This window comes from Streptomyces sp. NPDC048650, from assembly GCF_043199095.1.
Lineage (GTDB): Bacteria > Actinomycetota > Actinomycetes > Streptomycetales > Streptomycetaceae > Streptomyces.
The window spans coordinates 264,426-283,976 of sequence record NZ_JBICVM010000002.1; the positions used below are offsets into that span (position 1 = coordinate 264,426).

Annotated in this window: 13 protein-coding genes, 1 tRNA gene and 2 pseudogenes; 5 read left to right on the forward strand and 11 right to left on the reverse strand. The window is 65.2% G+C overall.

Annotated features, from left to right (window positions below):
• Positions 1–26: 26 nt before the first annotated feature.
• Together ACGFML_RS06975 and ACGFML_RS06980 are read right to left on the reverse strand one after the other, a co-directional pair.
• Positions 27–311, reverse strand: a pseudogene (locus ACGFML_RS06975) (MFS transporter); the annotation flags it as partial.
• A 69-nt stretch (positions 312–380) separates the two neighbouring features.
• Complete coding sequence (locus tag ACGFML_RS06980) at positions 381–1,601, reverse strand: serpin family protein (RefSeq protein WP_393540860.1); 1,221 nt, start codon at positions 1,599–1,601, stop codon at positions 381–383.
• 335 nt (positions 1,602–1,936) lie between these two features.
• Here ACGFML_RS06980 and ACGFML_RS06985 point away from each other — a divergent pair.
• A tRNA-Ser gene (locus tag ACGFML_RS06985) sits at positions 1,937–2,008 on the forward strand.
• 2 nt (positions 2,009–2,010) lie between these two features.
• Positions 2,011–4,320 (forward strand): hypothetical protein, encoded by a 2,310-nt coding sequence (locus tag ACGFML_RS06990; protein WP_393540861.1) that lies wholly within the window; start codon positions 2,011–2,013, stop codon positions 4,318–4,320.
• A 238-nt stretch (positions 4,321–4,558) separates the two neighbouring features.
• Here the strand turns inward: ACGFML_RS06990 and ACGFML_RS06995 are convergent, their stop codons facing one another.
• Positions 4,559–4,936 carry a DUF6193 family natural product biosynthesis protein gene (locus ACGFML_RS06995; RefSeq protein WP_393540863.1) on the reverse strand — a complete coding sequence of 126 codons (378 nt, stop codon included), beginning with the start codon at positions 4,934–4,936 and terminating at the stop codon, positions 4,559–4,561.
• A 361-nt stretch (positions 4,937–5,297) separates the two neighbouring features.
• Positions 5,298–5,501 (reverse strand): hypothetical protein, encoded by a 204-nt coding sequence (locus ACGFML_RS07000; RefSeq protein ID WP_393540865.1) that lies wholly within the window; start codon positions 5,499–5,501, stop codon positions 5,298–5,300.
• Between the two features lie 1,164 nt (positions 5,502–6,665).
• Here ACGFML_RS07000 and ACGFML_RS07005 point away from each other — a divergent pair.
• From ACGFML_RS07005 to ACGFML_RS07015, 3 genes are all read left to right on the forward strand, one after another.
• Positions 6,666–6,977: a hypothetical protein gene (locus tag ACGFML_RS07005; protein WP_393540867.1), complete on the forward strand. Its 312-nt coding sequence runs from the start codon at positions 6,666–6,668 to the stop codon at positions 6,975–6,977.
• Between the two features lie 890 nt (positions 6,978–7,867).
• On the forward strand, positions 7,868–8,368 hold the full coding sequence (locus ACGFML_RS07010; RefSeq protein ID WP_393540869.1) for a hypothetical protein: 501 nt from the start codon (positions 7,868–7,870) through the stop codon (positions 8,366–8,368).
• Entirely contained in the window at positions 8,362–9,435 is a 1,074-nt protein-coding gene (locus tag ACGFML_RS07015; protein ID WP_393540871.1) for a hypothetical protein, read from the forward strand. The genes ACGFML_RS07010 and ACGFML_RS07015 overlap by 7 nt, the downstream gene beginning before the upstream one ends.
• A 589-nt stretch (positions 9,436–10,024) precedes the next feature.
• Here the strand turns inward: ACGFML_RS07015 and ACGFML_RS07020 are convergent.
• The 7 genes and pseudogenes from ACGFML_RS07020 to ACGFML_RS07050 form a co-directional block, all read right to left on the reverse strand.
• A complete protein-coding gene (locus ACGFML_RS07020) occupies positions 10,025–10,414 on the reverse strand; it encodes a hypothetical protein (RefSeq protein ID WP_393540873.1) in 390 nt (129 codons plus the stop codon).
• The gene (locus tag ACGFML_RS07025; protein WP_393540874.1) at positions 10,411–10,650 is read right to left on the reverse strand and encodes a hypothetical protein; all 240 of its coding nucleotides are present in this window, start codon (positions 10,648–10,650) and stop codon (positions 10,411–10,413) included. The genes ACGFML_RS07020 and ACGFML_RS07025 overlap by 4 nt, the downstream gene beginning before the upstream one ends.
• A gap of 362 nt (positions 10,651–11,012) precedes the next feature.
• Positions 11,013–11,210 carry a hypothetical protein gene (locus ACGFML_RS07030; protein WP_393540876.1) on the reverse strand — a complete coding sequence of 66 codons (198 nt, stop codon included), beginning with the start codon at positions 11,208–11,210 and terminating at the stop codon, positions 11,013–11,015.
• A gap of 289 nt (positions 11,211–11,499) precedes the next feature.
• A pseudogene (locus tag ACGFML_RS07035) lies at positions 11,500–11,646 on the reverse strand (peptidase C39 family protein); the annotation flags it as partial.
• Positions 11,647–12,879: 1,233 nt separating this feature from the next.
• Positions 12,880–16,185: a DEAD/DEAH box helicase gene (locus tag ACGFML_RS07040; protein WP_393540878.1), complete on the reverse strand. Its 3,306-nt coding sequence runs from the start codon at positions 16,183–16,185 to the stop codon at positions 12,880–12,882.
• A gap of 11 nt (positions 16,186–16,196) precedes the next feature.
• Positions 16,197–19,091, reverse strand: coding sequence for a DUF1156 domain-containing protein (locus ACGFML_RS07045; RefSeq protein ID WP_393540880.1), 2,895 nt, complete (start codon positions 19,089–19,091; stop codon positions 16,197–16,199).
• A 12-nt stretch (positions 19,092–19,103) separates the two neighbouring features.
• Complete coding sequence (locus ACGFML_RS07050; protein ID WP_393540882.1) at positions 19,104–19,502, reverse strand: hypothetical protein; 399 nt, start codon at positions 19,500–19,502, stop codon at positions 19,104–19,106.
• Positions 19,503–19,551: the final 49 nt, after the last annotated feature.

Below are 19,551 nucleotides of genomic sequence, written 5' to 3' on the forward strand. Positions count from 1 at the left end.
TGCGGTGCTCGCGCCGGTGGTGGGCATCACGCGGTGGCGCCCGTGCGGGCCCGGACGCGGCGGGAGAGGAACGAGGCTGCGAGCACCGAACCGACCAGGATGAGGCCGGCGTTGACCCCGACGGCGGTACGCACCCCGGACAGAACCGCGTCGGGCCCGGTGGCCGCTCCCCTGTGCGCGGTGGCGATCGCGCTCATGACGGGGATGCCCAGGGTGATGCCGACCTGCTGGGTCATGGTGGCGATGCCCGTGGCCAGTCCCTGCTCGTCGTCCGGAAGGCCGGCGGTGGCGCTGACCATGAACCCGACGACCCCTGACCTGCCCCCTGCCGCAACTCATCCGGCATCAAGGGCTGTGGCCCTGTGCCTGCTTCCGGAGTTTCACGGCAGCGGCCGTCGTCGGGTGACCGGTCGTCGCAGAGCGCGGCCCACCGGGCCCCGAGTGGCATCGCGGGCCGCGGGCACGTCGCGCGGTGCGGTCGCCTGCCAGGCGGTGAAGAGGGGAACCTCGCCGCTCCCGTCCAGGACGACGAGGCCGAAGGGCCGGTCGAAGGCGATGCGGTGGATACGGCGCGGGCGCGGCCGTCCTCCCGGGTTCCCCATCGGCACCATCGTGACCGCCGCGGCTTCGACGCCCTTCTCCGCTACCCGGACCAGGCACTCCTGCACCACCTTGTCGATCGTCAGCGGCTCCGGGGACATCACGCAGAAGTCGGCGTCGTCGCCGGTGGCCTCCCGTATGCCCAACGCCTCCAGGTGTGGTGTCACGGCGAGGTTCGTCCGGAGGTCGAGTCGCGGGAGAGCGACGCTCACATCGTCGGCGTCGAACGCGGTGCACGCCTCGTGCGGGGCCCAGGATGCGGGCAGGACGTGTGCGGCGGGCGCGTCCTGCGGGCCGAGGACGAAGCGGACCGTCGCGGGGAGCTTGCCGTCGCGGGCCGGCGCACACCGCAGCTCCACCACCGTCGTGGCCCGGCCGTCCACGGACGGTACGGTCCAGGCGTCGCCGACCGGGATCAGCCGGCGCATCGTCGCGACCTGGTGCGTGCGGCCGACCGCATCCGTGAAATCTCCCGGCCCGGTACGGCGCGCGGCGAATGGCGACTCCCAACGAGCCGTCAGGGCGAGCGCGTTGACCAGGAGCAGCAGTGTCCCCTCGTCCGGATCGGCGGGCAGCTTCTCGATCAGGCCGCCGGTCGCTTCCTTGACCCAGGAGTCGATGGCGGAGAGATCGTCCGGATCGAGGTTCCCGAAACCGATGTCCGGCAGTGCCTCGCGGAAGGCCCGGTGGACGGGTGTACACGTCCATGCCCCCGTGGCGACGGCCAGGGCGTCCGTATGCGCCAGCGCGCGGGCCACCTCGGTCGTGGCAGTGGCGGCTTCGTCCTCCGCCGCGCCGAGGAGGTCTCGCAGCTCCTGAGCCGTAACGCCCTTCGCCCCGGCGGCAGCTGCCGCCAGCGCCAGCCACAGACCGGCCGGCGAGCAGGCGAAATCCCCACCACCGGAGCGTACGGAGTCATCGGCGGCCACGGTCTCCAGCCATCGCTCCGAGAGGTTGCGGATCGCCGCCCCGTGGTCGATGAGCGCCGCCTGTTCGGTCATGCCGTTCCCCCTCCGAGTGGCACGGATGTCGCCGCCCGGATCCGTACGCCAGGGGGCACAGCGGGAGGCGTTGCAGAGATTCCGCATCCTGGCAGGCCATCGGGCCGAGTGCGGAATCCCCCCTCCGCCGTCGGCCCGACGTCGGTCGGAAGAGTCGGACCCATGTTCTCGGACCGACGCCCTCTCCTTGCTGCGCGACGGGGACAACCTGCCTTTCCGCCGGAGGGGTAGGCCGCGGTTGCCGCTCGACGCGGACCGGGTCGTGCGGCAGCCCGGCCCGATCGTCGAAAAGTTGTTTGTACACCTGCCGCGACTCCGCCTAGTCTCGACCGCATCAGCGTGTAGCTCAGCAGTAGAGCGCCGGGCTTGAGACCCGGAGGGCGCGGGGGCGGGACCCGCCACGCTGGCTATGAACGACCACGATGAGCAGAGTGAAGCGGTGCTCCGGCACCCCGGCTACGCAGCAGGCCAGTTGGCCCGGGCCTTCACCACCGCGGTGACCCACGAGGACGCCGACACCCGCCGCCGCGCCGAGGACCGCATCAGTCGCTGGAGCTGCGTGCTGGACGGCATGGCTGACGGCACATTGACCATCGGCTCACGCACACCCGCCGCCGGACTCCCCGCCTGGGTGACGCCCGAGGTCGTCCGCGGTGGTTTCGCCACCGGCACCGCAAGCGCCGGCGGGCCCCTCCGACCGTACGAGGTCGAGGCGGCCCGTGAGGCGGGCATCCCCAAGAGTCGCCGCGCGCTCTTCGCGTACGGTCTGACCGAAGCGGGCCTCTCCGAACTGACCGCCATGCTCGACGGCGGCAGCTACGACATAGCCGTCCCCGAGGAGGCCGCGCTGCTCGTCGTCGCATGGCTGGTGCGTTCGGGTGATCGGCTCGGCGCGCTGGAACTCCTCGAGGTCCTCCAACCGTTCGCCGACCGCCTCCGGTTCGCCCCCAGGCCCACGGGCCTCCCCGTGCCGACGGCACAGATGGCGTACCGCCGTACGGTCGGCGAGGCACGCGAGGCGATCGCCGACCGCCGCCCCAACCCGGCCTTCGAGGCGATGAACGAAGCGCTGACGGTCTGGAACCCCTTCGCCGACGAGCTGCTTTCCCACTGGCTGGAGACCCTCGAGTCCGGCCGGGTCCTGGCGCGTACCCCGGACAGGAGCTGGTATGTGCGCGGCACCGCGCTGCTGAAGCGCTACCGGCAGCTGGCCGCCGCCCACACCCGCTGCGGCAAGCACCGCAAGCCGAAGGAGAACCTGGCCATCCTCCGCACTGCGCTGGAGAAGGCAACGGCCCGCCGCCCCCTGAGCGCACGCCACATCGGCCTGCTCCAGCACGCCGTCGACTCGATGGTCCGCCGCCGTGGCCTGCCCGGCTCGCAGCAGCATGCCGCCCTCCGCGGGCGGCAGGCAGACGTTGCCGCGTGCCCCCCACTCCACACCCTGGCGCAGCTGGTGGTCCGCCGACTGTCCGCCCTCCCCCAGCAGTCGGGGACGCCCGAGGTGGAATCGCTCCTTCGACCGGTCACCGAGGCGGAGCACGAGCTGTCCGGCCTGCCCGTGGGCGCCCGGATTCCGGAGGCGATCCGGGGCCCTGTCGAGGGAGCGCTGAGCGCCCCGATCGGCACCCTCATCGAGCGGGGCGTGGTGCCCTCCGCCGAGGTCCTGGCCGAACTCGTGCCGCAGCTTGTCGCCTCCACCACCGCACTGGCCTACGGCGACGAGGCGCTGCGTTCGCTGATGGCCGCCCATTACCGGGCCTTCCGCAGGCGCCGCTCGCTGCTGCTGCTCAATCTGGAGCACCAGGTGAGGCTCGAGGAGCTGCCGTGGGTCCAAGCGGTGGCCGGACATCGCCGCGGCGGCGACGAGGCCCGACACAGTGCGGGCGCCGCACTGGTGCAGTTGGGCGAACTGGCCCTTCAGGGCTTCCCGGCGACCATCCTGCCCAACCCGCTCCTCCGCGAGATGGGCGCACTCGCTCGGGAGGCCGGCGTCGACGTGCCGCTCGTCGAGGAGCTGGCCGTGGACATTTTCATGGGCACGTTCTCCCGCAAGTTCCTCGCGGCAGCGAAGATCGCGGGCGATCTGCTCCGCGGCACGCTCTACGAGCGCTACTACGGCATCGACTACCGAACCATTGCCGCGATCGATGCCACCACCAAGACCGAGCAATACGGCGAGCGCCCGTCCCAGGCGTTCGCAGACCTCTGCCACAAGCGCGCGGCTGCCCGTCGAAGCTGGTCACCGGCGGTCAACGGGATGGTCATCGAGCAGGCCCAGATCCTGACGAGCCACAACCTGGCCACGCTGGTTCACAAAACGGGAGTTGCTCCAGCCCCCGGCTGGGCCGACCTCGCCTGCCGCTGCTTCACCGCGGTCTGCGGCCTGACGGCCCGTGTGCACCACAACCCACGGCCGCTCAACGCCATCAAGGACGCGGCCTACGGGTGGCGGCACATGGTCTTCTATCTGTCGCTGTGCAGGCCCACGGAGGCGGCTGCCGTCGTGTCCTGGCTCGAGGACGAGACCGCCCGGCAGCCCGGCCACGTCGCCGCCCGGCTGGCACCTGCGGTCGCCGGGCTGCGCCTGGTCGCCGACGGTGGCGCGTTCGACGACGCGGGCACCGCGCAGGACGGCCGAGCCCGCCGTTTCCTCGGCTGGAGCACCGACGGCCACTGGATGCGGGCGGAGCCCACGGTTCGGACGGCCCGCGGATAGGCCCTGGCAGGTGGAGAACCCTGGAGAACCCCGGAGAACCCGCTCGGGGCTGTCCCGGAGGACATTCTCGAACACATCCACCGAACCCATCCACCAAGCCCATCGACCGAGCCCACCCACCGAGCCCATCACGCAAACCGGCCTCGCTCCTGCGGCCCGCCCCCCAAAGGAGCATCCGCTCCCACCACTCCGACCGCTCCCACCACTCCGACCGCTCCGACCGCTCCGGCCACTCCGACTACTCCGACTGTTCCTTTTCGGCCAGTTCCTCTGGCGTGCCGACGAAGGCACGACCGCAGCCTGGCGGGAGTCGTTCGACCACCATCGCGATGGCGGCCTCCGCGGTCGGGGCGGGACCGACGCTCTGGGACCGTGAGGGCCCACCGACGAAGAAGCCGCCACCCATCATCGGAGCGATGAACGGGACGTCCCAGGTCCAACGCAGCTCCGTGCACCGGCTGAAGTGCAGCTCACCCATGCCGACCCAGGGGAACAGCTGCCGTAGTCGGGGCTCGGCGTGGGCGGCGCGCAGCAACCGGCCGTCCACACGATGAGCGGCGAGCAGCTTCTGCCATGCGGCTTCGATGATGTCTTCCTCGGGCGTGCCATCCGTCATGCCCCGTATTCTGCTCGACACCGAAAGTTTTCGGCCAGCTCGCGCTGATAACTCTTGGCCCCGCCCCGGAGCGCCTGACCCGTTTGAAGGGGCTCGGGCGCATGCGCCGCATCTGCCACGGCGGCTCGGTGACCAGCTCGACCGACACACCAAAACGCCCTCGCACCGGCGGGTGCGAGGGCGTGCCTCAGCCCTTCCCGGTACGCCAACCCGTCTGCTCGGCCATGCTCTCCGGGTGGCTGCTGCGTCCTCAGGGTCAAGCTGTTCCGCCAGTTCCCCGGCGACTGGGAGGGCGACATCGCCGTCCTGGTCGTACAGCACCCCGCCGCGCGAACGTGGGGTGCTGACATCGAGTGAGCTCCTACCGGTCGTAGCTGCTGAATCCGCGCTCGGCGCAGCCGTCTTCGACGATCGGCTCGCCGCGGAAGAAGCCGGCCGAGAAGCTGCAGCCGTGACGGTAGCTGTGACGGCGGTGCTCGCCGCCGCCGGCCATGGCGGTGCTGGCAGTGCCGAGGACGATGGTGGCGGCCAGTGCGCCGGCGACGATCGCGGAATGGATGCGCATAGATGCTCCTCAAAGGGGGTTGGGGTGGTGATTGCGGCCCTGTCAGGGATCACCTCGGCGACGAGCCCCCAAACGCCGTCTCGGCCGATCGTGTGAGCACAGACGCCGGCCCCGGGTCACCCACCTGGCAGGTGGGATGGCGACCCGGGGCCGGCGTCCTGTTGGGAAGTGCGTCGCCCGCCGCCGAAGAGGCCTTGCCGGCGGGCGCTCGGATTTCGGGCGTCCACCGCCCCCTGGCTCGTGGTACCAGCTCGACCTTCGCGCCCCCAAGCACCATGCGAGCGGACCGCTCCGGGCGATGACCCAGGGCATCCTGCTGGGACGTATGGGAACGACCGACGCCATCAAGAACGAGCTCCCCATGGACGCGCTGGGCGACCGCATGACCGAGATCCGCCACGCCACCGAGTCGGAGACCACGGTTGAGCCCGGGGCCTGATACGGACCAAGGGCCAGGGCCCGTGCCCGTGCCCGTGCCCGTGCCCACGGAGGGTCGGGCCCCGTCTCGCCGGCGCACCGCCTACCGGCGAACGATGGGGAGGCCCTCGAAATGGTTCGCCCATCTTCGGCCCCACCGGGCCTGCCGGAACCCAGACGCCGTTGCGGGTGCACGAATTCGACGTCGGCTACCCCGAACACGGCGATCGCTTTGTCGCGGAAGGCATGTCGGCCGGACGCTCCCGGAGACAGCACTGTGACACCCAGGCGTTGAGGGCTTGTCAGTGCCTCTGGGTACGCTGGCACAGACACAAAACGGACGTGAACCGGCAGTTCGATGACGCCGGTTGGTGAACGGGGACGCAGTCATGGGCGACGGGTTCAAGAGCAAGGAGAACGAGGACTTCAACAACGCTCTGATCAAGGAGTAGAAGCCGGAGAACCAGTTCGGCGACAGGGTGCGGTTGAAGTCCACGAGCAAGTGACACGGCCCGCACCACGGGGCGTGTGACGACCGTACAGCGGGGTTGCAGGGCCGCCACGGCAGCACGGTCACGGCAGCCAGGGTCGAGTGTTTGCGCCGTATCGATTTCGGCATCGGCTCGGCTGCGACTCAACCTTTCGACGTAGCAACGTAGCGACGACCAACTCTCCAGTACCCAGTCTGAGTTCAGCCCCATGACCGCGCCTGACCACAGCCGCCCCTTCACTGACAGGAGAGAGTCCGTGTCGCATCCCGACGCGCCGAAACCGGTACAGCCCGTCCCCACCACTTCCGAAGAGGCATTGGCTGCCGCTCGCGCCCGATTCGAAGTACTGGACCTGGAAGGAAACCCGGCGCCGTTGTACGTAGCGGAGTTCGACATCGGCTTCCTCGTCCACGCCGTCATGCCCCCACCGCCGCCCGGCTCTCTGCCGCCGTTGGGTGGGAGTCACATGGTGATCGCCAAAGGCGACGGAGCCGTCACCTACGTCCCCAACTTTCCGCCGGACTCCGCGATCGAGCTGTACCGCAGCCTGCGCCGGCCCAATGGCTAGGGCTGCCGCCTGAGGGCTGGACGGCGTTGGACCGGATGTCTACTACAGCGCTGTGACACAACAGAGTTGAGGGATCAGAAGGGCTGTTGGCCAGGCTCTGGCATGGGCATGGGCATGGGCATGGGCATGGCTCTGCGCCGACGCAAGCCGGTTGAGCACTCATGAGGCTCGAATGGCGCCTTCGGCGAGTCCAGCAGCAACGCCCCCGCGCAGGAGAGCTCCGAGCCGCCGACCGCACCGGCACAACCCGCGCACAATGCGGAGGGGCGGCTCGCGCCAGGAGCGCTCCGGGCAGATGGGCATCGACCACCTCCAAGTCACCCCGAAGGACAACACCCAGTAGCAGCCCACCGGTACCGGGCCGGGCGCACCCCGCACACCATGCGGGGTGCGCCCGGCCTCGTCGTTGCCGCCAGTTCACCTGGGCTCGCGCAAGTACCCGGCGACAGAATTCCTGTTGATCAGGATCATCGCCGCCGAGGGGACGCCATGGCCTCGGTGATGGCCGGGCTGCTGCTCGCCCGTACGCGAGAGACGGCGATCCAATGACAGCGTGCTCGTCGTCACGCGTCTTCTACGCGATCACCCGTGCACGAACCCTGTTCGGCCAGGAAAGCCTCTTGATCGATAGGACAACGGTTTTTGAGTACGGCTCAGTTCAGCATGACACGCGCTGGTGGTAGGCATTCCGGCCAGCGCGAGCGCGTAGTCCGGCCTCGCGGCGGCACAGATGCAGCAATGATGTTGATGTTGAGGTCACATGCCGAAGCGGAATTCCACACACCGCGGAACCACGAATTCCCCCGGGCGATCACATCCAGCCAAGCACCTTGGAGACACCTTAGGCGTACGGGTTTTCCGTAAACAACTGTTATCTTCACTGTCAACGGGTGGTGGTGCGCCACCCTTCAAACAAACAGGGGGAACAGTTGAAATTTGGTTTACGTAGATCAGCAGCTGGCCTAGCCGTAGCGTCGGCTCTTCTCACTCCTCTTGCCCTGCCGACCTCCGCGCAGGCGAACGACGCCAATGTATCGCCCAAGCTCTGCGACGACGACTACTTGGGCTGGCGAATGAAGTTCCACTACCGCTCCAATTACGAGGGTGCCTGGATTCGATTTGGGTACACGGAGGAGAACTTCGGGGCAAATGACGGTACGGCCGGTCACCTGATCTTCAACTTCTGCAAGGGGACCGGAGCCGGTGCCGGCAAGAACGTCAAGAACCACGCGGCCGCGGCGACTAACGACAAGAATGGCGGTTGCACGGGGCGCGTCTACTTTCACAGCCAGTTCAAGGGTGTGTACGACGACGTAAACTCGGGGCGTCGGAAACTCGCGAACACGTACAACGAGAACGCCTCGTTCAAGTGGAGGGGGCCCGAGTGCTGACGGATCAGGACCTCAAAGACCAAGCCAGCCGTATATCCCAGCGTTTCCCTAAAAGAGCGCAGGCGATTTCACTCCTTGCGCTTGCAGCCGTGGGCGGGGGCGCACTCGCCGTAGCCAGCGCCAACCGTCATAGCGCCGTCGCCCAGACAGCAAGCGAGCATCAGCAGCACGCGTCGGATGGGCGGGGAGTCTGGAACATCCCGCGGGTCAAGGAAACGGCAGACGACCCCGCAACCTGGACGCTTCCGCTGCAGAAGTATCAGGTGACCCAGAACGAAACGAACAACATCTTGCGGCTGGCGGCGACTTCGGTTGCTGAGCAGAAGTGCGCTCAAAGCTTCGGTGTAACTTACCCGTTGCATGTGCCGAAGACCTGGGGAGAGGCTTCGGCGGATGACACCGGAGGCCCCCGCAACGGAATGGACGTGCGTTACGGCGATCATGACCTGGAGAAAGTCTCCAAGTACGGCTACGGCTGGCCTCAAGTAGCTGAAAAGACCAGCCGCGTCACGAGGAATTCCAGCGAAGATCGCGACCTCGATGCCACCACAAAGCTTGTCCTGTACGGCTGGGAGGGCCGCTATACCGGCCAGAAGGCAGCCCACAAGTCGGCACCACGCGTCAACGGCATGCCGGTGCCCAGCCATGGATGCAACGGCCGGGCCCAAGAGCAAGTGAGCGGAATCACTGCAGGAACCGACACCAACGAGGACGCGTTCAACAAGCTTGAGCGCGAGGGTTGGGATAAGACGCAAACGGACCCAAGGGTTCAGGCGGTTTGGTCCAAGTGGTCGGCCTGTATGAAGAAGAAGGGATTCGCATACAAGGACCCTTGGGCCGCGAACGACGACGAACGCTGGTCCGGCAACAGCACCTCCTCCGAGCAGATATCGACGGCGAAGGGCGATGTTACGTGCCGTCAGCAGTTCCGAGTGGCCAAAACTATGCATGAGGTCGAGGTTGCCTGGCAGAACAAGCTACTCAAGGACAACCCGGAAGTTGCCACGAAGGCGAAAGCCTATACCCAGCGAGTCACGAAGAGGACAAACGAGCTACTGGGCCGGTAGTGTGACACGAGCAGGCTAAGACTGCTGGGCCCGGCACTGCGACCGGGCTCAGCGGCTGTTCACGTTAAGGGGATTCCGCTTTGCGTCGAAGCTGGATGTACGCCGCCACCATAGTTGGCGCGATCGCCTTAGCAGGCCTCTTCATCTGGCTCAGAGGCTCCGGCGGGACCGAAGAACCCCCCGTTCAGTATTCCGCCCAGCAGATGTGCGGCCCTGACTACAAGATCATCGATCAACATCCCATCAGCCGAGACGATGTGTCGGCGACTCTGTACCTTGGCTTCGAGCCTTCGACAATTTCATACTGCGCCGTAGTCATTCGCAATGAGGAGTCGCCAAAGGCATCCTTTGCGGTTTCCTTGCAGTCGACCGGGTACCCACCTGTCCGCAAGTCCGTTCAGGACGCGAACTACGCCGGCCCTGTATTCCAGTACGCCAAACAGAGCTGTGTCACCTGGGCGGGGCGCGTGAACGGACACCTGTGGACAAGCCCTACCAAGCACTGCCCCAGCGAGGACATCCCTTGACCTCGGGCTGAGTGGTGAAGCAGCTTTTCCCGTGTGGCCGCTGATTGCGGTGTGAGAGCGCGTTAAGTCCGTTTCTGGTAGCGGCCTCGTCCGGGTTGGGTGAGGAAGCCTTGGCGGACGAGGCGTCCGAGGCGGCTGCGGGTGATGTTGACGGTCGCCTCGTCGGTGGGCATGCCGAGGAGTTCGTGCAGTTCACGGGCTCTGAATGCCTGGTCGGGGAGCTGGTTGAAGGCGTTCACGATGGCCTGGTAGGCGGTGGGTGGATCGGGCTCGGTCCCGGGTGGGACGCGTTGAGCGATGACCTTCCGGGTGGTGGCCAGGTCCGCGAGTCGCGCTTCGGTCTCGGCGAGGGCGGCGGTCAAGTGCTCGATCTGGTCACGTAGTTCGCCGGCCCGGGCCGTGGTCTCGTCGTGCTGGGCCCAGAGGTCTGCCAGGAGCTCGATGACGTTCACGCGGCCAGCCCGAGGGGGTCGCGCCAGGTGGGGGCGGGTGTGGTGAGGCGGCGAGTCATGTTCGCGATGGAGGTCCAGTAGACGCGTGAGGCGGAGATGTCGGGGCGGTGGTCGTTCTCGCGGGCCAGGCGGCTTCCCAGGCGAGCCAGCTCATCGTTGGACAGATTCTCTCCGCCCTTCTTGGCAAGCCTGAGTGCCTCGGCGTAGTCCTTCCGAGCTCCCCGTGCCGCGTCCAAAGACGTGTAGATCTTCTTGTTGAACGAGTCGTCGTTCTTTCCGTGGTGTCCTGGCGCAGCGCCCAGTTCGCAGCCTCGTCTGCTTCGGTGGCTTCCCGCAGGACCTTCGCAATGCGGTGCTTCATCGCGTCGATGGCGGCTTGACGCCTATCGCCGTACCCAGTGAGGTCGTTCCAGGGTGAAACATCATCGGGCCGGGTCATGACGTCGACGACCGTCCCATCTCCCAACACCTCAAGGTGCTCCGACGGCGCTTCCTCATCGATGATCCGGCGAAGCTTCTTCTGCGCACTGCTGAGCTCCGCGTGCACATCGCGAAGCAGCGTTGCGGTGGCTTGCGCCCCTACCGCCGCCCCCTGGTACTACTGCTTGATCTTGGCCAGAGACTTTTGCGCTTCCTCAGCAGCGTTGCCCGACCACCCGGACTTCAGAGGCTTGGTGACACGGGCCTCGAAGAGCTCCTGCAGACCCTGGTACTTCTTCGGGAGGAGCTTCCACTCGTCCGCTGCGGCCTGGAGCTTCCCGAAGTTGGCATGGAGGAGGGCAGAGAACGTGACCATGATCAGCTCCTCCGGCCATTGAGCGAGTCCATCTCGGACTTCTCGGCGTGATCGGTATCCCAGTAGAGGTTGCTGGTGTGTGCAGCTTGCCGGCGGAGTCTGACAGCATCACGCTGAGGTTGCCGGCCCCGTCTCCCCATCGCTTGAGCAACGGTGTGCCCATCCACGAGGTGTCATGGATGGGCACAGCTCGATCAAGATCACGGTGGACCGCTACGGCCACCTCCTCCTCGGCGGCAGCGACGCTGCCGTCAGGTCATGGAGGCCATCACCTTCGGGGTGCACATGCTCAGCGCACTCCCACCGAAGCGAGTGCGCGCCGCTGAACTGCGGAAATACGGACCGGGAAGTACAGATAGCAGACCCCGCCGCTGCCGCCCACGACCTTGCCGTCGGCGTTCTTCCGCTTTGTCCTGAGCCAGATGTTCTCGAACTGGGATGGGGGGCATTAGCAGACGCGGTGCGAGGCGGCAAACATGCAGGTCAACGGCTTGAGCTCGGTAACTCCTAACGAGCTCAAGCCAGGCCGTGCTGACTTCGTGCTGAGTTCCACTGCCGTCCCATCCGGTCCGTTCGGGGGCGTCGTGCTGGATCGGTGCTGGTTTCTGGCGCCGGCGCGTGGAAGCACAGACAGACCCGGGCCGAGACGCACTCGCTCTTCACTGTGCGTCACCTCGTACCCAACGCCATCTCCCTCAGGGAGGCCGACCACGACGGGGCCACAAGAGTCACGCGGCGTGGCATGAGGCCGTTTGGTGCGGCCGCGATCCGTCCATATCGTGTCGCGCCCGCCCTACGAAAGTGGACAGCCATGACCCAACCCATGTGGACCGTGTCGACCCTGGCCGTCTTTCTCCAGAAGCCCGTCTCATGGGTTTACGGCAACCATGAGAAGCAGGCCATACCCAGCTTCCGCGTTGGACAACAACTTCGGTTCTGGCCCAGCGAGATAGAGCACTGGCTGGAAAGCAACTGCCGTGAGCGAGAGGCTGCATGAACTTCAAGTACAAGGAGACGGCGCGGGGCGGGCTCGCCGTCAACATCATCGATGTGCTGAGAAAATAGGCCCTGACCAGCGCGTTCGTGTCTTTCGCCGCTTTCAGGGCCTTCCCTGTGGCGGAAAGTCCCCGCAAAGTCCCCCTCGACAGGATCCGCCCAGGCCGCGTTGACCGAGGACATGGCCCTCCTGACGAGGCTGAGCCGACCCTTCCTGTGGAGGCTGGAGTCCGGACAGCAGCGCCTCACCAACATCGACCGGGTCATCGTGCTCCTGGACGGCCTGGACGCCCCGCCGGCATCACAGGACCGATGCGTCCACCCTCGTTCGCGTCGGACCTGCCTCTCGAAGCAGTCTCCTGACCCCGGAACGCGGAGGCCACGACTGGGCAACGCGCACTGCTGACGAACAGAGCACTGCGTTCGGGTGCGGAAGCGGTGTACTGATCCAGCATCAGCGTTCACCGCCGCATGGCTGGAGGCAGACCCACGGGCCCGCTGTGCGCAGGTCTATGACGGTACGGAGCTCTTGTAACCACAAGTGCGCTCGCGGTTGGAGTCGGGGGCTTCTTGTCAGGAGGGGCCGCCCCGCTCCGCGAGCGGCCGTGCTGTACGGACAGCAGGCCGCGCCCGTCATCCAGGTCTGGGTACCAAGGGGCCACCTCAATACCGGTCACTCACCGGGTTCGGCGGGTAGGAGGGATCCCAACTCGGGTGACCCATAGGTCAAGAAAACGAGGTCACTGTCGCTGCTGGTGTCCCAGGTGTCGCGGTCGAACGTCACGGGGACTGAGGCCGTGGACGGCTGGCTCAAGTAACTCTCCACGGACATGGCGCCGTCGGAACGTCCGAAGGACACACGAGCGCCGTCACGCGCAAGGGTGAGGGTGTAGATACCGGGGCGCTCGTCGTCTGGCGTTAGGCACCGGCTTGCGAGGAGGTTGTTCGCGAGCTTGGTGGCCAGGTCTGACGGAGTGATGTCTCCGACCAGGCCCGGCGGTGGCTTGATGGTGATGTCTTGGTTGGGGGTGCCGAGGTCATCGGTGGTAACGGGCTGGTTGTTGATGTCGTCGATCTGGGTTCGAATGCCGGCGATCTCACTGGCGATGACTTCGTCGCTGAGGTTCGCGGCGAGGACGAGGTCTTCGATGACTTTCTCGACGGTGCCGAGGACGGGGGCAGCGCCGCCGAGGATGTTGGTGAAGTCGTCATAGTTCTCCTTGATGCCCGTGTAGACCTGCTCCTCGACGGTGTCTTCGTAGAAATAGTTGCTGATCTGGAGGCGTTCGTAGGCGGCGCCGATGCGGTCGATACGGCCGATGCGCTGCTCGACGCGCATCAGGTTCCAGGGCATGTCGTAATTGATTAGACGACCTGACGTCTGCAGGTTGAGGCCCTCGCTCATCGAGTCGGTGCCGATCAAGACCTCGACATCGCGGTTACGGAATCGGGTCTTAATCTCGGCCTTGGTGACCGGGATCCAATCCTTTTCTACGGGATCGTATATCTCGCCGCCGCGGCCGGAGTAGCACCCGAGCTTGTGGTAGCCAGCAGCTAAGAGGCGCTCGCGAACATAGTCCATGGTGTCGGCGTACTGAGTGAAGACCACTGAGGAGTCATACGTCTTGAACGACTCAGCCAGATCCTCGACGAGCTGTTTGGCCTTGGTGTCCTCGCCGGAAATGTCGCCGAGGTCGTTGAGGAAGGAGCGGAGCTCGACGATCTCTTCCCTGAGGCGGTCGGCACTGACGTCGAAGGTTTCAGGGTCGAAGAGAGAGTTCTCAAGGTCGGCGCTGTCGTCGTCGGTGAGGAGATCGGCGAGGCTCTTGCCCTGCTCCAGTACATTGAGGCGGCGTTGCAGGGACCGCTTAATCGCTTCGAAGGAGGAGGTCAGCCGGCGCCGGTAGACGGTCATGATGAAGCCGAGGGCCTTGGTAGCTTTGTTGGACTTGTAAGCGTTGTAGTGGCGGCGGATGTACTCCTCGATGCGGTCATACAGCTTCCGCTCGTTCGGCGTCAGGCGGATGAACTCGTCCGTGACGTGCCGATACGGGATAATGACCGAGGCCGGGATGATGCCCGCTTCCTGGTAAGCCCTCATGGTCTTGCGGGTGTTGCGGAAGACCCGATCGCGCATTGGGGTGTGCCTGCGAGCCCACTTATCCATCCACTCGGAGGTGGCATTGGGGAACTGCGCCATGAGGTCAGGCGAGGGTGGATTGTCGGCCATCCTGGTCACCGTGAACGCGTCGGCCCATCCAAGTACGTCGTTGACCTGCTGCTCTAGCTCGTAGTCGTGTTCGGCGAGTGGGTCGGAGAAGTAGTCCTCCAGCATGTCGCAGATGAGTTTCCAGCTGCGCCTCTCAGGTGGGTCTCCGAGGTTGGTGAAGTATTGCGTGAAGAAGAACGCCTGCTCACCCCACTTGCCTGGTAGCCCGAGGAGCTCGATGAGGTCCCATGCCTCGTGGGGGTACATCTGCATGGGGGTCGCCGAAGCGAGGTAGATCGCACGCCACAGGTCGCGCCTCTTCATCTCCTGCAGCAGTGCGAGCAGGGAGTTGGGAGTATCGGTCGCCTTGGAGCCGCGACGGCGAGCGTGATGGGCTTCATCGACGAGGACGACATCCCATGGTCCGGCTTCAAGAATCTCGGTACGGCGAGTGCGGCGGCGAGCGAGGTGAGAGGAAGCGAGCACTATCGGGAAAGCCGACCACGGATTCGACTCCGGACCGGTCGCGATGGGCTGGTCGAACCGGTCGACGAAGCCGCCCTTGTGATAGCGGGCGACGTCGAGGTTCATCTTCTCGTGGAGCTCCTCCTGCCACTGCTTCATCACCGAGGCAGGCACCAGCAGCAGCGCCTTCTTAGCTCGGCCCGAGGTGAAGAGCTCGCGTAGCACCATTCCTGCCTCGACGGTCTTGCCGAGACCCACCTCGTCGGCGAAGAGATAGCCGCGCGGGTACGTTGACACCACCCGGTCGATCACCTCGGCCTGGTGCGGCAGAGGCTGAGCCCACGCCGTACCTACCCCAGTCCACGCGGACCCCTTCGGCGCATCGCGAAGAGCGACCAGCTCCTCCCAGGCCGCCTGGGTATCGGGGACCATGTCGACAGGCAGTGCCGCGTGATCGGCCTCTCCGTGCCTCGGCTGCGGCACGAGCGCGTCGAAGGCGAACGGCGGAGCGTCGGGGGCATGCTCTATCAAGTGCTCGCGGACTGCGGTGGGCAGATCAATGATCGCCCAACCCTGGTCAGGGTCGGCGCGCCAGTGCCGCTCGAAGGCTCGCTCCTTGGGCTTGCCGTAGTCCTCCCAGGACTCGGTGCGCCAGGAGCGGTAGGCGTCGAAGGTCTCGTGGTTCTTGACCCATGCGGTGACCGAGGCGTTGTTGGAGCCACTGAATGCGACCTTGTGGCCGTAACGGTCTGTGAAGATACCGTACTTGGTGTGGAAGTAGCGGCCCGACTCCTGATGGGTGAGCAAGTGGCCGTGCTTATCGACCGGGATGCCGACCCGAATGTGGAGACGAGCGTTGGCGACCATCCAGGCCAACACGCTGAGGTGCTCGCTCCGCACGATTTTCGTGCCCTCCAGGCCAGGGTCAGCCAGTAAACGCTCGGCGACCACATCGTCGAGCGGAGTGCCGGAGAGCACCGCATCGACGTCCCTTTTGCCGAGTTGGGCACCAACGATGAGTCTCATCACGCCGCCACTGGCGATGAAGTACGCAGTGCCCTGCGCGGCAAACTGCAACTCTGCCCCGGACCAGAAGCCGACCGCACGGTCGTAGGCTACAGCCCCGGAAAGCAGAGGTTCGTAGAACGTCTCGAACGGTGCATCGTCGGGCGAGTACATCGCCTTCAGCGGCACGCTGCGGAACGAGTCCTCAGCCGTGGCCGGGTCGTGGTTGAAGAGGCCATCCTGCGCCGGCGCCGCCGACTTGGCGGCGCCGGGAAACAACGTGTCGCCGTGCTCGGTCAACCTCACTCCATCTAGAAGAGAGCGACTGTTTCGTTGATCTGGGTTACAGGGAGTACGTCGACTGGAAGCTGGACACTATCGAAGTAAAGCGTGCACAGCGTGTCAAGAAGCCCCGCCTCCGGGTAGGTCCACGCGCCCTTTGTCTTCTTGCGAGGGATAGCGTTAATCAGGCCCTGAATGGTGGAGATGAACGCGCCGTCACTGGTGTATCCATGCCGATCGAGGAAACGCTTCGCGGCTTGCATGCCGTCAACCTTGGCGATGTAAAGCATCGTGTCGATGGCATCGATCAGGTGCCCAAACTTGGCTGCCCCTGGGCGGACTCCGGGAGCATCGCCTTCGTTGCCCCGGCGGATCCGCTCCTCAGGTGTCAGCAACTCCACAGTTCCAGCCTTTTTCTTGAGCACCTTGGCTCTTGTCAGGTGGTCTATGTCGAGTCCGCCAACGGCTAGGGCAAGCAGTCGAGCAGCATCGAAGTCGGCTTCCCGCGCCTTGAAGATGTCCCAGGCCATAAGTACGAAGTCGGTGAGGCTATCGACTTGGACCACTTCGCCTACGAGGCGGCGACGTCGGAGTTCGACGATCTCCTCGCGCGCGATATTCAGAGCCTCCTCGGGCCTCAGTAGCCGGTCGGCTCCATCCTCGTCGGGTATCGACGAGTAGACGGGCCAGTTTCGTGAGATGACAGACAGTGCGGGGCCGTAGGTGGCGAGCATGAGGTCGACACCTTCGATACCGTCTTCTGCGAAGCGGAGTGACGCGTTACGTGCTTCTGTGCGAACCTCGTGGGCTACGTCTTCGAGGTACCGCTTCCCTCCATCATCGATCTGGTCCCGCTTACGGCAAACCAACATGATCGTGGACTCTGCGGCGTTCTTGTTGGCTTGGTGGCTGCTGGTCTCTGGCTCAGTAGCGACGGGCCATGACGTCTCAACCGTGAAACCCGCTGCGATCAACGCCGAGCCCAGTGCATCCCATGCCCGAGCGTTCTTGTTGGTGAACATCACCGTGAGTACGCCGTCGTCGGATAAGATCCTGCGGCCCTCAGTGAAGATCGCGGCCATCTTTGCCTCGTAATCGAGGTCAGCGATCGCCTTCCTACGGGGCCCGAGTGCTGCAAACCGTGCACCGTTGGTCACAGCCTCGTTTTCGAGGTCGGTGTTTTCTTCTTCGAAGAGCTTCGGCGCCACAACCCCGAGGGTTTCCCGCTCCCAAGCGTAGAAGAAGTTGGAGAGCTCGGAGTACATGACGTTGGCATAGTACGGCGGATCCATGCAGATATGCCGGATGGAACCATCAGGTATGGAAGGGATATCGGCCGCGGGCCCGGCGGTGACTTGCACCATGCGATCCAGGCGTGCACCGGGAGCACTGCTGCCAGTCTCTTCGAGTAGACGTGCGATCTCGTGGTAAGCGTCAATCAACTGGTTCAAACACCACGGCAGCAGTTCTCCTGGTCCCGGAAACTCAACAAAGGTCCACTTGAACGCAAAGTTGTGTTTCTCGAAGACAGCGCGAGTCGACTGACGGTTCACGTGCCAAGACGTTTGCCGCGCGTTGTAGTTCAGTGCCTTTCCCTGCATCAGTGCAAGCTCGGTGAAGATGTCATTCGAGAGGCTCTCATCGAGCTCAGCCCGCGCTTCTGCTGCAACCTTGCGGAACGCTTGGACGAAGGCAGCATGGGTGAGGAGCTGGCGAGGGGAAAAGAAGTCGGCCCATTTATTGATGCCGTACATCCGATGACCGCGGTCATAGTTCGACACCTCGGGAATGGGGGTCGAGGGAATGACGTGAGTGGCTTCCCAGAGCGCAATGTTCTCCGCTACCAGTCGCTCAGCCTTATCGATTGCCTCAAGATCGGCATCGGTCGGCGACCGGAAGGTTCGTCCAGAGGAGGTCTTGACGACAACTGCATAGAGGACCTGAGTCATGCGGCCGGCCTTGGCCTCAGCCTTGATGTAGTCGCCGTCGACGACAAGATTGTCGTACGGACTGACTGCGCGGCCACCCGCAAAGAGGCCCTTGTCAGCATCAAAGTCGATATCCGGCCCATGCACGACTTCAAATCTCGGCGTCTGCAACTCGACTCCGCCGAGTTTAGTCAGCATCTGCACTGCGGCTGACTTTGGCCCCTTCCGAAGCCACCAATCCGGCATCAGCGGCACGATCCGGCCAGTACGGGGGCAAGCCACCGCATGGGCGTAGAGGTAGTTCGTAACCGTCTCCCTGCCAGACCTCGGGAAGTACTCAAGGAGCCTGGCCGTGGCATCGTCTACGATCCGCTGACCCCACTTGCGCAGGACTGGAGTTAGCGCCGTGCCGTGTTTGGCTGGGATCGTGAGGCTTGCGTTCAAGATCGACACGGCCACGCTGTTGAGGTCGTTCGCGTAGGTCGGCAGACCCAAACGCAGCGCGGTCCAAGGGATGGAGCCTCCCCCCGCGGTCACATCAGCAATGGCAGGGAGGCAGCCCCATGTGTCGACGAGAACGTCGTGTAACTCTCGGATCTCCTGCTCGCCAACGCTGTTCTTGAACGCTGGGCGGTAGGTGTATGGGTTGTCCTTGAGTTTGACACCCACGGCCTTGGCGGCATCACTAGTTCGTTTCGCCAGCACTGGGTCTCCCCAAATGCCGACGAGGCGGTTGAACCAGTCGCGATATGCCCGTTCGGTTTGCAGCCCGCTGATCGTAGGGTGCCGCTCCGCAAGCTCCTTGCTCCAGGCCGGCAAGATACCCGCCAGAACTGTGGCCGCCGAGGCGACGATAGGGCGACGAGCCCACCACTGATGGAGGGTCTTGAGCTTTGGGAACTGTCCTGGGATCGGGGCAGCTTCGCGTCGTGACTCGATGCTCAGAGCTGCCACCGGCAGCCAATTTTCAGCCAGTACCTTGGGCCGCGTTGTCACGGGTGCTTGCTTTCAGTCGTCGGAGAGGAGGGTGCGGAGAGACTTGCGGGCGCGGTTGGCGTCGACGCCGATGCACTTGGAGTACCAGTAGTAAGTCTCCTCAGTGCTCATCGCGTTGATGCCGGCGACGAGTGCGCGGACGCGCTCATGCTTGGCGATGGGCTGGGTAGCCAGAAGGATCAGGGCCAGGCGCAGGCCGTCGGGTTCGGTGAGCCGGATGGGTGCCTTGCGGTTGAAGGCCAGCACGCTGTGCTGATGCCCCGATCGCTTCACGGCAGCGAAGAGGGCGTCGACGACGCGACCCGTCTGCCGCGGGGTGAGGGTGACGAGGGCCGTTGCAAGGACGGAGCCGAACTCGCCATATGTCTCCTCGACGGTGAGGCCGTAGGTCTCACCGCGGCCGGGCTTCACGATGAGACGGAACCCGCGGACGCCGGCGACGGCAGCGAGCCGTCGACTT

Bases quoted from the DNA above. Each gene is read 5' to 3' on its own strand.
- ACGFML_RS06990 (WP_393540861.1), top strand. From the start codon at position 2,011: ATGAACGACCACGATGAGCAGAGTGAAGCGGTGCTCCGGCACCCCGGC.
- ACGFML_RS06995 (WP_393540863.1), bottom strand. From the start codon at position 4,936: ATGACGGATGGCACGCCCGAGGAAGACATCATCGAAGCCGCATGGCAG.
- ACGFML_RS06980 (WP_393540860.1), bottom strand. From the start codon at position 1,601: ATGACCGAACAGGCGGCGCTCATCGACCACGGGGCGGCGATCCGCAAC.
- ACGFML_RS07000 (WP_393540865.1), bottom strand. From the start codon at position 5,501: ATGCGCATCCATTCCGCGATCGTCGCCGGCGCACTGGCCGCCACCATC.
- ACGFML_RS07030 (WP_393540876.1), bottom strand. From the start codon at position 11,210: ATGGTCACGTTCTCTGCCCTCCTCCATGCCAACTTCGGGAAGCTCCAG.